The sequence below is a fragment of the Nocardiopsis aegyptia genome (assembly GCF_013410755.1).
Lineage (GTDB): Bacteria > Actinomycetota > Actinomycetes > Streptosporangiales > Streptosporangiaceae > Nocardiopsis > Nocardiopsis aegyptia.
In genome coordinates this window covers 3,854,714-3,868,001 of the sequence record NZ_JACCFS010000001.1, presented here as the reverse complement: position 1 = coordinate 3,868,001, position 13,288 = coordinate 3,854,714, and the positions used below count along the sequence as shown (strand labels likewise).

General features: G+C 70.7%; 8 protein-coding genes. 5 read left to right on the top strand and 3 right to left on the bottom strand.

What is annotated here, in order from left to right:
- The first annotated feature begins 45 nt into the window (after positions 1 to 45).
- Entirely contained in the window at positions 46 to 225 is a 180-nt protein-coding gene (locus tag HNR10_RS17430; protein WP_179824879.1) for a hypothetical protein, read from the top strand.
- Between the two features lie 21 nt (positions 226 to 246).
- Here HNR10_RS17430 and HNR10_RS32015 read toward each other — a convergent pair whose 3' ends face one another.
- Positions 247 to 636 (bottom strand): response regulator transcription factor, encoded by a 390-nt coding sequence (locus tag HNR10_RS32015; protein ID WP_312889497.1) that lies wholly within the window; start codon positions 634 to 636, stop codon positions 247 to 249.
- A 360-nt stretch (positions 637 to 996) separates the two neighbouring features.
- Here HNR10_RS32015 and HNR10_RS17420 point away from each other — a divergent pair, with 360 nt between their 5' ends.
- Entirely contained in the window at positions 997 to 1,194 is a 198-nt protein-coding gene (locus tag HNR10_RS17420) for a hypothetical protein (RefSeq protein WP_179824875.1), read from the top strand.
- Here the strand turns inward: HNR10_RS17420 and HNR10_RS17415 are convergent, their stop codons facing one another.
- A complete protein-coding gene (locus tag HNR10_RS17415) occupies positions 1,195 to 3,978 on the bottom strand; it encodes an AfsR/SARP family transcriptional regulator (RefSeq protein WP_312889317.1) in 2,784 nt (927 codons plus the stop codon).
- A gap of 503 nt (positions 3,979 to 4,481) precedes the next feature.
- Between HNR10_RS17415 and HNR10_RS17410 the strand changes: the two genes are divergently transcribed.
- The 3 genes from HNR10_RS17410 (at position 4,482) to HNR10_RS17400 (ending at position 12,577) form a co-directional block, all read left to right on the top strand.
- Positions 4,482 to 5,123, top strand: a complete 642-nt coding sequence (locus HNR10_RS17410) for an OB-fold-containig protein (protein WP_179824871.1) — start codon at positions 4,482 to 4,484, stop codon at positions 5,121 to 5,123.
- A 189-nt stretch (positions 5,124 to 5,312) separates the two neighbouring features.
- The gene (locus tag HNR10_RS17405) at positions 5,313 to 7,373 is read left to right on the top strand and encodes a flotillin family protein (RefSeq protein WP_179824869.1); all 2,061 of its coding nucleotides are present in this window, start codon (positions 5,313 to 5,315) and stop codon (positions 7,371 to 7,373) included.
- 11 nt (positions 7,374 to 7,384) lie between these two features.
- Positions 7,385 to 12,577: a DNA repair ATPase gene (locus HNR10_RS17400; protein WP_179824867.1), complete on the top strand. Its 5,193-nt coding sequence runs from the start codon at positions 7,385 to 7,387 to the stop codon at positions 12,575 to 12,577.
- A 73-nt stretch (positions 12,578 to 12,650) separates the two neighbouring features.
- Here the strand turns inward: HNR10_RS17400 and HNR10_RS17395 are convergent, their stop codons facing one another.
- A complete protein-coding gene (locus HNR10_RS17395) occupies positions 12,651 to 13,253 on the bottom strand; it encodes a suppressor of fused domain protein (RefSeq protein ID WP_179829792.1) in 603 nt (200 codons plus the stop codon).
- Positions 13,254 to 13,288: the final 35 nt, after the last annotated feature.

Sequence of the window (13,288 nt, the reverse complement as noted above, 5' to 3'; positions counted from 1 at the left end):
GAACACACCCATGTACTCCGGGATTGGAGTTCGATCATGCGTGACATGAACGTCGGAATTCTCGAGGAGATCAACGACCAGGCGCTGTCCGGGGCCGCGGCCGCGGACGACGGGCCCGCCGCGACCGCGGGGTTCGTCTGCGCCCCGAGCCTGGTCGGCTGCCCGGTCGCCACCCTTCTCATCTGTGTGACCATCGACATGCCCGAGCTCCCGAACTGCCCATGAGGTGACGTCCGCGGGCCCCGGTCATTCGGGGTCCGCGCGACGCCTCCGATCCGCGGAACCCCCGCCCGCGCCCCGTGGACCGCGGGCACCGCGCGCATGGGTCCCCTGCCACTTCGGCACGGGATCCGGATGACATCCACAGGCGGCCTCACCGCCGTGGAGATCCCGGCTCCAGTGATGCGTGACCACGACGAGAGCGGCCTCCAGACGCGACTGCACCGACAGCTTCTCGAGGATCCGCGTGACATGCGCCTTGACCGTTCGCTCCGTGACGTCGAGCCTTCGGGCGATCTGCCGGTTGGAGAGACCTGACCCCAGGGAGGTGAGGACCTCGCGTTCACGGTGTGTCAGTTCCTCGAGGGAGCGCCGGTCGTACACGGGCGCCGGGAAATGGCGACAGCCGACGAACATGTGTGGCCGGTCTTCCCTCGTCGGACGGGGGAGGGGAGTCTCGGAGGGCATCAGCCGTACCTCGCGCACTGATCAGGCAGGGGGATCGCCCCTGGCCAGGACTCGAACGCCGACAGCCAAGCAGCGAGAGGGATCCGGCCGCTATCACAGGGGCATCCCGGACCACGGCTTCCTCAGCGATGACGGGGCGGCGTCGCGGCGGGACTCGTCCGGTCGAGGGTTCTCACGGTACGGACGTGACGGAGATAGCCGCGGGATAGGACCGTCTCAGGAGCGTCCCGCTACCGTTCGGTCAGCCACCCAGCAAGGGCTTTCCGAACCGGTTCGGAGGGCCCTCCCCCACCCCTTCAGGAGGTTGTCATGAGAATTCGCAGGCTGGCCGCCGCCATCGCCGTCGCGTCGGCGCTCTCAGCGCCGGCCGTCCCCGCCCTGGCCGAACGCGGGGATCTCGTCCCCGAGACGCCGACGGGGCCACCACTGATCCTCCCGAGGGACGAGCCGTGTGATGAGGATGGGGGGTGGAGCGGAAACTGGCTGCGCTGCCCGGGCCCCACCTGATCACCGGGTGGTCGTGACCATGCTCCCGTCACAGGAGGAGAGTCGGTCGAGGACGCCCCTGACCTGGACCACGCCCTCGTGATCGTCCAGACGTTCCCACAACTCCAAGGAACGCCCCAAGAACTCCCTTGCCGGGCCCACCTCTCCCAGAGCGAGGTGGACGCGCCCCAGTCCGAACCTGATCAGCGCTTCGCCCATGGGATCACCAGGGCGGGTGATCAGCGCGAGGGCCTCGTGGAAGCGGTTCCTCGCACTGAGGTACCGGCCGCACGACAGGTCCGCCCTGGCCCTCTGGTACAGCACCTGGGACCGCGCCCGGGGATCACCGGTCGCCTCGGCACGGCGGAGCGCCCGCTCCAGATACACCTGCCCGTCGTCGAACCTCCGCTGATCGGCACGGATCCGGCCCAACAGTGTCAGGGGGCGCCACATGGCCTCGGGCTCCCCCACCGCCTCGAAGTCGGCCAGCGCCGTCTCGCACAGGGACCAGGCCTCATCCATCTCCTGGCGCATGTACGCGGACTCGGCCATCCACGCCCGGCACAGCCCCACACCGAACCGGTCCTCGACCTCGGCGAACCCGGTGAGCGACCGGGCCAGCGCCTCGTCGGCGGCGTCGTTCTCCCCACGGTTGAGTCGCAACGAACAGGTCGAGAAGTCCATGGCCGCGATACCCCGGACGTTGGCCGCCGTGCGCACCATCGCCACCGCCGACCGCAGAGCCTCCTCGAAGTCGTCGAAGAAACCGCGCCGCTCGGCGTACACGCAGAACTGGGAGACCAGTTCCCAGCACTCCTCGTCCAGGCCGGAGTCCGCCGCCTGCCTGATGGCGGTCAGGATGCTGGTCCGCTCGCGTTCGATCCACTGGTGCGGATCGGCGAGCAACCGTTCGACATACGCCTGTGGGGGAGACCAGCGGGCGCCGCGCCCCCGGACCCGCAGCAGGTTGGTACCGAACACCCTCCTGTTGGCCTCCTCCAACAGGTAGAGCCAGCCACCGACCCATCGGCGCACCCGCTCCCGTGCAGCGGAGGGATCCTGGCCCCCCTTCTCCCTGGCGTACTCCCGTACCAGGTGGTGGAAGCGGTAGATCGGCTCTCCGGCACCGTCGACTCCGATGGTGTCGAGCATGTGCGTGTCCACCAGCGGCTCCACCAGGTCGGCGGGGAACGCGCGGCGGTCGTCCAGCAGTGCGCCCGCCCCCCACACCGGAATGGTGGGCGCCTCCACCAGACCGAGCTGCCCGAACAGCCGTGCGGTGGCCCCGTCCAGTCCGTCGTAGGTGAGCGAGAGGCTGGCCCGAACGGTCATGTCACCGTGTTCCAGTTCGTCGAGCCGGTGCCGCTCGTCGGACAGCCTCGCGACGATCATCGACAGCGTCCAGTGCGGCTTGGCCGCCAGCCTGGCCGCCACGATCCGCAGCGCCAGCGGCAAGCGGCCCACCATCCCCACCAGTGTGCGCGCCGATTCCGGCTCGTTCTCCACGCGACGGGCGCCGACGACCCGGTGCAGCAGCGCGAGCGCGTGCTTCTCGTCCAGGGGGCCGAGCTCGAAGCGACGAGCGCCCGGTACCCCCGTCAGCCGGGCACGCGAGGTGATCAGGACCCGGCAACCGTCGCCACCGGGGATCAGCGGTGACACCTGCCTCTCCGAGGCGGCGTCGTCGAGGACGATCAGGACCCGCCGCGCCGCCAGGAGCCCGCGGTACATCACGGCACGTTCGTCCAGGTCGTCCGGGATGGCCTGACCAGGCACACCGAGCGCCCGGAGGAAACGGCCCAGCACCTGCGAGGGCGTCAGCGCCGCCTCGCTCGTGCCCCTCAGATCGCAGTAGAGCTGGCCGTCCGGGAAGTACTCCTCCGCCAGGCGATGGGCGACGTGGACGGCCGCGGCACTCTTTCCGACCCCGGGCGGACCCAGCAACACCGCGATTCCGGCCGACTCGCCGGCGCGGACCAGGACATCGGCCACCGCGGCCTCCGTGTCCCCGCGCCCGACGAAGTCCGAGGTGTCACTGGGCAGTTGGAACAGAATGTGCTGGTCGGGCGAGGGGAGGCTTCCCGGAGCGGGAAGCGGTCCGGGATCGTCGCGGGAATCCGGATGGAGATCCGGGTCCTGGTTGAGTATGGCCACTTCCAGGGCACGCAGTTCCGCACCGGGTTCCAGGCCCAGTTCCTCGACGAGCCGGTCCCGGCTGGACCGGTAGACCTGGAGTGCCTCGGCCTTCCTGCCCGACCGGTAGAGCGCGAGCATCAAGTGCGCGCACAACCCTTCCCGTAGCGGATTCTCCTCCAGAAGAGCCGGGATCTCCGCTACCAGGCGGGCGTGCCGCCCGAGTTCGAGTTCGATGCCCACACGCTGTTCGAGGGCGTCGACCCTGTCGGCTCCGATCCGCGTGGCCCGAGTCCTCAGGGCGCCGGCCTCGATCCCGCTGAGCGCCGGTCCGCGCCACAGGGCGTCCGCCTCACGCAGGAGCGCGGCCGCTTCTTCCAGGCGACCCTTCTTGCGCAGGGATACCGCCTCACGCGTTCGCGCACGGAACAGGTGAAGGTCGACCTTCTCCGGCTCGGCCCGAAGAAGGTAGCCGGGCGGTCTGGTCTCGATCACGGCCCGGACAGGGCGCAGAAGGCGGCGCAGCCGGGAGATGCAGATCTGCACCTGGGTGCGGGCGGTCTCGGGTGGATCGTGCGCCCAGAGCATGTCGACCAGGTGGTCTGTGGACACCACCCGGTTGAGGTCCAACAGCAGCGCCGCCAGAACGGCCTGTTGACGTCCCGGTGGCACACGGAGGGGCCCGGCACCACCATCCACTTCGAGAGGCCCAAGCAACCGGAAACGCACTATCTCGGCATCGCGCTCGGCTTCAGAATAAATACTCACCGTGACATACCAATTCCGTTGCCGTGACCCGCTTCGCATAGGCCTTAAGACCACAGGCTCCGTTTCAACGGACTCCGAAATATCCGTCATCCGACCGGAACGATAGCGGTACGGACGACGACACGTCCAGGATTTTCCGCCCTTCGAACCAGACCCCTCTATCAGACCATGACCGCACAGGTCACAGCCGATCGAATGATCGTGACGACGACCAAACCCGCGAGGAATATAATTGAATCCGGAACTTGGATCCTCAGCTTCGATCGCGTCACGTTGCCATTCGACACCTTGAAGCAAGTCGGCCCCCACGCCCCGCCTCACCCCGAATTCCCAGCTGACCTGGGCGTTCGATAGGGTTTCGGAACCATCGGCGCCGCGAGCGCGTCTACCGGGGTGGAAGGTGAAACATGAATCTGTTCCTGGGCACGGCCTTCGGCTTCCCCACGGTGCTCTTCACGCCCCTGCTGCTCGTCGTGGCCGCCTACTGGGTGCTCGTCCTCGTCGGCGCCACCGACAGCGAACTCCTGGACGCCGTGGACTCCGACGGCGCCGCCACCGGCCTGAGCGCGATCATGCACAGGGCCCGCCTGGGGGCCGTCCCGGTCACCGTCGCGCTCTCGATGCTGGTCTGCGTCGCCTGGTTCGTGAGCATGATGGGAGGCATCATGACCAGTCTCCTCGACACCACGTCCACCCCCCTCCTGCTGGCCCTCGGCGCCGTCGTGCTGCTCATCGCGCTCGTCGCGGCCTGGGCCGTCACCAGCGGCCTGGTGATGGCCGTCGCCCGGTTCCTGCCGCGCCGCGGCGGCGACTCCAAGCACGAACTCGTCGGCCGCACCTGCGTGATCCGGATCGGCGAGGCCGGTGCGGACTTCGGCCAGGCCGAGATCACCACCTCCGGCGGCGCCGCGCTCACCATCCCCGTCCGCACCACCGGCGGCGAGGTGCTCCCCCTGGGCGGCACCGCGCTGATCTTCGACCACCGGGCCGAGGACGACGTCTTCCTGGTGACCCACTTCGACGCCGCCCTGGACCCCGGCCAGAGCTGACCGGGCCGGCCGCCCCACGCCCGACCCACACCGCGCCACCTGCCCGGACCAGCCCATCGGCCACATCCGGGGAACCGTGGCGCGCCCGACCGCGTCTCACCCCCGACGAGCCCGAAGCGGTACCCCACCGCCCCAGCCCCGGCGCTCGCCCCGCACCCGCACGTCCCACTCCCAGAAAGCGACCCCTACGTGTTCCTGAGTGCAACCACCACCGGGCAGGAGGCGGCGGACGCCACCTTCCTCACCTTCGGTGTCGCCCTGGCCGTCGGCCTCATCGTCCTCATCGCGCTGATCATCATGATCGTGCGGCTCTTCAAGAAGGTCGAACAGGGCAAGGCCCTGATCATCTCCAAGACCCGTGACGTGCACGTCACCTTCACGGGCGCCGTCGTCCTCCCGGTCCTGCACAAGGCCGAGATCATGGACATCTCGCTCAAGACCCTCACCCTTGAGCGCAGCGGCCGTGAGGGCCTCACCTGCAAGGACAACATCCGCGCGGACATCCGCGTGTACTTCTACGTCCGCGTCAACGAGACCGCCGAGGACGTCAAGAAGGTCGCCAAGTCCATCGGCACCGAGCGCGCCAGCGACCGGGAGACCCTCCAGGAGCTCTTCAACTCCAAGTTCTCCGAGGCGCTGAAGACCGTCGGCAAGCAGTTCGACTTCGAGGAGCTGTTCACCCAGCGCGAGCAGTTCCGCCACGCGATCGTCTCGCTGATCGGCACCGACCTCAACGGCTACAGCCTGGAGGACGTGGCCATCGACGAGCTGGAGCAGACCCCGCTGCACCAGCACGACTCGAACAACATCCTCGACGCGCAGGGCATCAGCAAGATCACCGAGCGCACGGCGATCGAGCACAAGCGCACCAACGAGTTCGAAAACGACCGCAAGAAGGAACTCGACCGGCAGAACACCGAGACCGCGGAGACCCTCGCCGAGCTGGAGAAGCGCCGCGAGGAGGCCGCCGCCAAGGCCAAGCGCGAGATCGAGATCATCCGCGCCCGCGAGGAGTCCGAGACCGCCCGCGTGCAGGCCGAGGAGCGCCTCAAGGCCGAGACCGCCAACATCCGCACCAGCGAGGCGCTGGGCGTCCAGCACCAGAACCAGCAGCGCGAGATCGCGGTCGCCGAGAAGAACCGCGAGCGCGTCATCGCCATCGAGACCGAGCGCATCGAGAAGGACCGGATGCTGGAGGTCATCGGCCGCGAGCGCGAGACCGAGCTGAGCAGCATCGCCAAGGACAAGGAGGTCGAGGCCGAGAAGCGCGAGGTCGCCGACGTCGTCCGCGAGCGCATCGCCGTCGACCGCACCGTCGCCGAGCAGGAGGAGGCGATCAAGCGGCTGCGCGCCGTCGAGGAGGCCGAGCGCACCCGCCAGGCCATCATCATCCAGGCCGAGGCCGAGGCCCAGGAGAACCTGGTCAAGGACATCAAGGCCGCCGAGGCCGCCGAAGCCGCGGCCAAGCACCGCGCCGCCGAGGAGATGACCCTCGCCGAGGCCCGCCAGCAGGCCGCCGAGCTCGACACCCGCGCCAAGATCCGCCTGGCCGAGGGCCTGCAGGCCGAGGCCGCCGCCGCCGGCCTGGCCGAGGTCCAGGTCCGTCAGCAGGACGCCGAGGCCCTGGAGAAGGTCGGGCGCGCCGAGGCCGTCGTGTCCCGCGAGAAGGCCGCGGCCGAGGCCGAGGGCATCGAGCAGAAGCTGCGTGCCGAGGCCGCCGGCCTCACCGACAAGGCGTCCGCCATGGCCGCCCTGGACCAGGTCAGCCGTGAGCACGAGGAGTACCGCCTGCGCCTGGACGCCGAGAAGGAGGTGCGCCTGGCCGGCATCGACGTGCACCGCCAGGTCGCCGAGGCCCAGGCCACCGCGATGGCCGCCGGGCTGGAGAGCGCCGACATCAGCATCGTCGGCGGCGACGGCGCGTTCTTCGACCGCATGGTCAACTCCATCGGCATGGGCAAGGCCATCGACGGCTTCGTCGGCAACTCCGACACCGTCCAGACCCTGGGCGGCAACTGGCTCAGCACCAACGGCAACGGCAACGGCGGCAACTTCACCGAGGACATCCGGCGGATCCTGGCCGACGCCGACACCGAGGACATCAAGAACCTCACGGTCTCGGCCCTGCTGCTCAAGCTGATCGCCGCCGGCGGCCAGAACAGCGGCAAGCTGGACTCGCTGCTCTCCACGGCCCGCTCCCTGGGCCTGGACCAGCTCCCCGTGACCGCCATCGCCCCCGTCAAGCAGTGAGGTAGTCCTCCGTGACCGAGGCCCTGGAGACCGAAGGCGCCGGGCCGGACGCCGTGGACGCGCAGTCGCTGGACGCGGGCACCTACGAGGTGCTCCGCGCCCGGCTGCGCGAACAGACCGGCGAGCTGGCCCGGCGGACCGAGGCGCTCAACGACCGACGGCTGGAAGTGTTCGGCGGGACCGAACTGAAGCTGCTCGGCACCGAGCGCATCCGCACCGAGCACAACTGCGTCCCGCGGGACATCGTGAGCGTGGGACGCTCCGTGGGCGCCGACGCCGACGGCGCCATGATCCTGTTCGGCTACAACGTCTTCATCGGGATGAAGCGGGAGACGCACGTCGCCGACGTGTTCTCGCTGCACCGGTACGAGCGGGACGGCGAGGGCTTCGCCTTCGCCGACGCCCCCGGGGACGCCGCCCCCGGCCTGCTGGAGGACGAGCGGTTCCGACAGGACTTCGGTCAGCTCTACCGCTACTACCGCGACGCCCACCTGCTCCAGCTGCGGGTGGTGGAGGACCGGCTGCTCGCCGTGTTCCAGACCGGCCCGCGCACCGAGGACGTGCGGGTGCTGCGCTGGTCGGTCTCGCCCACCGGCGAGATCGCCTACCTCGACGCGCGGGGCGAGCGCGACCACGTGTTCCCGCCCTCGCACGACTTCCCGTGGGTGCAGACCACCCGCGAGGACCACGTCGCCGGGCGCCACCCGCACATCTCGATCCTCGACGAGCTGTTCGTCGAGACGCTCAACGGCGACCTCACCATCAAGGTGGAGAACAACACCGAGGTCGGCGAGGGCGTCTACAGCGAGCCGGTCGACGAGCCGCTGCAGAGCCTGGCCGACGCCGAGGTGCACTACGCCAGGGTGGGCGCGCTCATCCTGATGAAGGTGCTGCCCTACAACGAGACCACGTGGCGGTACCTGGTCTTCAACACGCGCACCAAGGAGGTCGAGCGGCTCGACGGCATCGGCCAGTCGTGCCAGCGCCTCCCCGACGACCAGGGGCTCATCTTCCCCGGCGGCTACTACCTGGCCACCGGGACGGCGCGGACGTTCGACACCGACGTCACCGACCTGGAGTTCGAGCGCGTGGTGCGCTCCCCCAACGGGGAGGACGTGCTGTACGTCTTCCACTCCCGGGAGGACGGCCGCAGCCTGCTGCTGTCGTACAACACCATCCGCAAGGAGGTCGCCAACCCGATCGTCTGCCACGGGTACTCGCTGTTCGACGACGGCACGATGACCGTGTTCCGCGACGGTTCCGGCGAGCCCACCCGGGTGCACCCGATGCAGGTGTGGCGCACCCCGTTCGTGTCCGACGTGTACGCCGCCGCTCAGCCCGCCGGGACCGGTCCGCTGGAACGCATCGGCAACGCCGACCTGGTGCGCGGCGTGTCGGAGTGCCTGTCCGTGGCGCGCATCGCCAGCGACATGCGGCCCTCCACCGAGGTGTTCGAGGCGCTCATCGCCTCGTGCCGCCGGGTGTCGGACCAGTTCCACTGGCTGGGCGAGCCGGAGCTGGGCGACCTGGCCGAGCCGCTGTCGCAGGTGCGGGCGACCGCGGAGAAGGTCCTGGAGGAGTTCGAGACCGTCCAGGCCCTGACCCGGCAGGCGGCCGAGGCGCTGGCCGAGGCGGAGGGCCGGGCGGCCTCGCTCATCCGCACCTCGCGCGGTGAGGCGCCGCGGTCGGCGGAGGGCTGGGTGGCGCGGCTGACCGAGCTGCGCCGCGCCCAGGGGCAGGCGGCCACGCTGCGCGAGATGCGCTACGTGGACGCCGGCCGGCTGGACGACCTCGACCACCGGATGGACGAGGAGATCGCCGCGGCGGGCCGCCGGACGGTGGCCTTCCTCGAACAGGACGACGCGTTCGCCGGGTACCACTCCGAGGTGGACCGCCTGGTGGCGGACGCCGAGGCGATCGACGCGGTCACGGCCGCGACGGCCGTCGGCGAGCGCATCGCCGAGCAGACCGAGGGCCTGCAGGTGGTCACCGAGGTCATCGGGTCGCTCGACATCGGCGACGCCCAGGTGCGCACGCGCATCCTGGAGCGGATCAGCGAGGTGATGGGCGGGATCAACCGGGCCCGCGCCACGCTGGAGTCGCGGCGCAAGGAGCTGCTGGCCCTGGAGGGCCGGGCGGAGTTCGCGGCCGAGTTCGCGCTGCTCGGGCAGGCCATCACCGGGGCGCTCGCCGCCGCGGACTCCCCCGACCGGTGCGACGAGCAGCTCGGCCGGATCATGCTCCAGCTGGAGAACCTGGAGTCGCGCTTCGCCGAGTTCGACGACTTCCTCGGGGAGCTGTCGGACAAGCGGGAGGACGTCTACGAGGCGTTCTCCACCCGCAAGCAGTCCCTGGTCGACGAGCGGGCGCGGCGGGCCGACCGGCTGGCGTCGTCGGCGGCGCGGGTGCTGGAGGGCGTGCACCGGCGGGTCTCGACGCTGTCGACGCTGGAGGACATCAACACCTACTTCGCCTCCGACGCGATGGTCACCCGGCTGCGCCGCACCGTCGAGGAGATGCGCGCGCTGGGCGACACCGTGCGCGCGGAGGAGCTGGACGGGCAGATCCTGGCCGCACGGCAGGAGGCGGGCCGGGCCCTGCGGGACCGCGCCGACCTGTTCGAGGGCGGCGCGGGCGGGGAGACCATCCGCCTGGGCCGGCACCGGTTCGCGGTCAACACCCAGCCGATCGACCTGACGCTCACCCCGCACCAGGGGGAGATGTCGGTGGCCGTCACCGGCACCGACTTCCGGGCGCCGGTCACCGACGAGGCGTTCCGGGAGACCCGGTACCTGTGGGACCGGCTGCTGGTGTCGGAGAGCGAGCGGGTGTACCGGGCGGAGTACCTGGCCACGTCGATCCTGGCCGCCGCCGAGGAAGGCGCGCTGGAGTACGACAGCGGCCGGAGGCCGTCCGTTGAGGGTGGTAGCCCCACTCCGCGAGAAGCGCCCCGGGGCGACGGTGGGCGACGGATGGACAGGGACAGCGGCCGGAGGCCGTCCGTTGAGGGTGGTAGCCCCACTCCGCGCGAAGCGCCCCGGGGCGACGGTGGGCGACGGGTGGGCCTGCGCGCGCTGGCCGAGGCGGACGTGCAGTCCGAGGGCTCGCTGCTGGACATCGTGCGCGGGGTCGCCGAGACCCGGTACGACGAGGGGTACGAGCGCGGCGTGCACGACCACGACGCCGCCCGGATCCTGTCCGCGCTGCTGCGGCTGCGGACCGGGGCGGGGCTGCTGCGCTACCCCGGGCCCGCGCGCGCGGTGGCGCAGCTGTTCTGGGCCTACGGGACCGACGAGGACCAGCGGGCGGCCTGGCGCACCCGCGCCGGGTCGCTGGCGCGGGCGCGGGAGGTGTTCGGGGCGCGCCGGTCGGCGGCGATCGACGGCCTGCGCGGGGAGCTGGCCCGGGGCGTGGACGCGTTCCTCACCGAGACCGGGCTGTACCAGGACGCCGAGCTGGACCTGGTGGGCGAGTACCTGTTCGAGGAGTTGGCGGCGGACGGCCCCTCGGAGCGCGGCTTCGTGTCCGGCGCGGGGGCCAGGCTGCTCCTGGACCGGTTCCACCGGGCGCTGGGCAGCGCGCAGGAGACCACGCGCCGGGCCTTCGCCGAGGACCTGCGCAAGCTGGAGGGCGACGTGGCGGCGCGGCACCAGCTGGTGACGGCGTGGCTGGACGCGTTCGCGACCACCCTGGAGGAGGGCTCGTTCGACGCGGGCGACCTGCCCGAGGCGGCCGTGGTCGAGCTGACCGGGCGCGGGGTGGAGCGGTACGAGTCGTCGGCCGCGGTGCACGAGAGGGTGACGGGCCTGCTGGGCTCGCACCCGCGGGTGCGCGAGCGCTCGCTGGACGTGCGCCTGGACGAGATCCTGCCGCGCACCCGTGCGTTCCGGCAGCGGGACGTGCCCGCCTACCGGGACTTCCAGCGGCGGCGCAACGAGCTGGTGGCCGCCGAGCGGGAACGGCTGCGGCTGGAGGAGTACCGGCCGAAGGTGATGAGCGGGTTCGTCCGCAACCGGCTGCTGGACGAGTCGTACCTGCCGCTGATCGGCGACAACCTGGCCAAGCAGCTGGGCGCGGCCGGCGACGACAAGCGCACGGACCAGAGCGGCCTGCTGCTGCTCATCTCCCCGCCCGGGTACGGCAAGACCACGCTGATGGAGTACGTGGCGAGCCGCCTGGGCCTGGTGTTCGTGAAGGTGAACGGGCCGGCGCTGGGGCACGCGGTGACCTCGCTCGACCCGGCGGAGGCACCGGACGCCACGTCGCGCCAGGAGGTCGAGAAGATCTCCTTCGCGCTGGAGATGGGCAGCAACACGATGCTGTACCTGGACGACATCCAGCACACCAACCCGGAGCTGTTGCAGAAGTTCATCTCCCTGTGCGACGGGCAGCGCCGGATGGAGGGCGTGTGGGAGGGCCGCACGCGCACCTACGACCTGCGGGGCAAGCGGTTCGCGGTGTGCATGGCGGGCAACCCCTACACCGAGCAGGGCAAGAAGTTCCGGATCCCGGACATGCTGGCCAACCGCGCCGACGTGTACAACCTGGGCGACGTGCTCTCCGGGAAGGAGGAGCTGTTCGCGCTCAGCTACATCGAGAACGCGCTCACCTCCAACCCGACCCTGTCGCCCCTGTCCTCACGCGACCGCGAGGACGTGTACACGTTCGTGCGGATGGCCCGGGGCGACGACTCGGTCGGTACGGACGAGCTGAAGCACCCGTACTCGGCGACCGAGGTGGAGCGGATCCTGTCCGTCCTGCGCAAGCTGCTGCGGGTGCAGGAGGTGGTGCTGGCCAACAACCAGGCCTACATCGCCTCGGCCGCGCAGTCGGAGGACGCGCGCTCGGAGCCGCCGTTCCAGCTCCAGGGGTCGTACCGGAACATGAACCGGCTGGCGGAGAAGATCGTGCCGGTGATGAACGACGCCGAGGTGGAGGCCGCGATCGACGACCACTACCTGGGCGAGGCGCAGACCCTGACCTCGGGGGCCGAGGCCAACCTGCTCAAGCTCGCCGAGCTGCGCGGGGTGATGACCCCGGAGCAGAAGACCCGGTGGGCGGAGGTCAAGGACGGCTTCCTGCGCGGCCGCGCGCTGGGCGGCTCCGAGGACGATCCGATGACCCGGGCGATCGGGGCGATGGGCCTGCTCGCCGACCGGGTCGGCTCGATCGGATCCGCCATCGACCGCGCCGCCGAACGGTAGCCGGGCGGCACCGTGCGCCGGAGGATCCGGCCGGCGGAGGGCCGCCGCCCCGCGTGGGGCGGCGGCCCTCCGCTCAGATGCGGACGGGCTCGCGTCCGGGATCGGTGATCATCTTCGGGTCGCGGTCGCGCAGGAGCGCCATGAGGGGGGCGACGGTGTCGGCCCGCTGGGCCTCCTCGCCCTCCTCCGCCAGGAGCCCGACGATCTGGAAGAACAGCACGAGGCCGTTGTCGGTGTCCAGGAACCGCAGGTCGACGTCCGGCACGATCGCGAGCGAGGTCATCTCGCCGTTGGCCGGGTCGCCGCCCAGCGGCGAGGGGGTGATGATCCAGTGGCCGACGTCCAGGTCGACGCCGGCGAGGAAGCGGTCGGCCAGGGCGTGCAGGACGCGCAGGATCCACGCCGGCACGGACGTGTCCTCGGGCTCGCGCGGGATCCGGCAGGTGAACTCGAAGCCGGCGCCGGAGACGGCGGTCTGCTCGCTGGTCTTCTCGCCCAGCTCGGTCAGACCGAACGTGACCAGCAGCCAGTGGTCCTCCAGCGGGTAGGCGAGGACCCCGTTGAGGCCGCCCTGGTCGCCGTCCGGGGCGAACTGGACGGTCAGCGGTTCGACGCCGGGGTAGCGCTCGGCCCACCCCTCGTAGATCCGGACGAGCCCGGGCAGCAGCTCCAGCATGGTGTCGTGGCCCCCCACATCAGGTGTTCGTGCAC

Bases quoted from the DNA above. Each gene is read 5' to 3' on its own strand.
- HNR10_RS17430 (WP_179824879.1), top strand. From the start codon at position 46: ATGAACGTCGGAATTCTCGAGGAGATCAACGACCAGGCGCTGTCCGGG.
- HNR10_RS32015 (WP_312889497.1), bottom strand. From the start codon at position 636: ATGTTCGTCGGCTGTCGCCATTTCCCGGCGCCCGTGTACGACCGGCGC.
- HNR10_RS17420 (WP_179824875.1), top strand. From the start codon at position 997: ATGAGAATTCGCAGGCTGGCCGCCGCCATCGCCGTCGCGTCGGCGCTC.
- HNR10_RS17410 (WP_179824871.1), top strand. From the start codon at position 4,482: ATGAATCTGTTCCTGGGCACGGCCTTCGGCTTCCCCACGGTGCTCTTC.
- HNR10_RS17395 (WP_179829792.1), bottom strand. From the start codon at position 13,253: ATGCTGGAGCTGCTGCCCGGGCTCGTCCGGATCTACGAGGGGTGGGCC.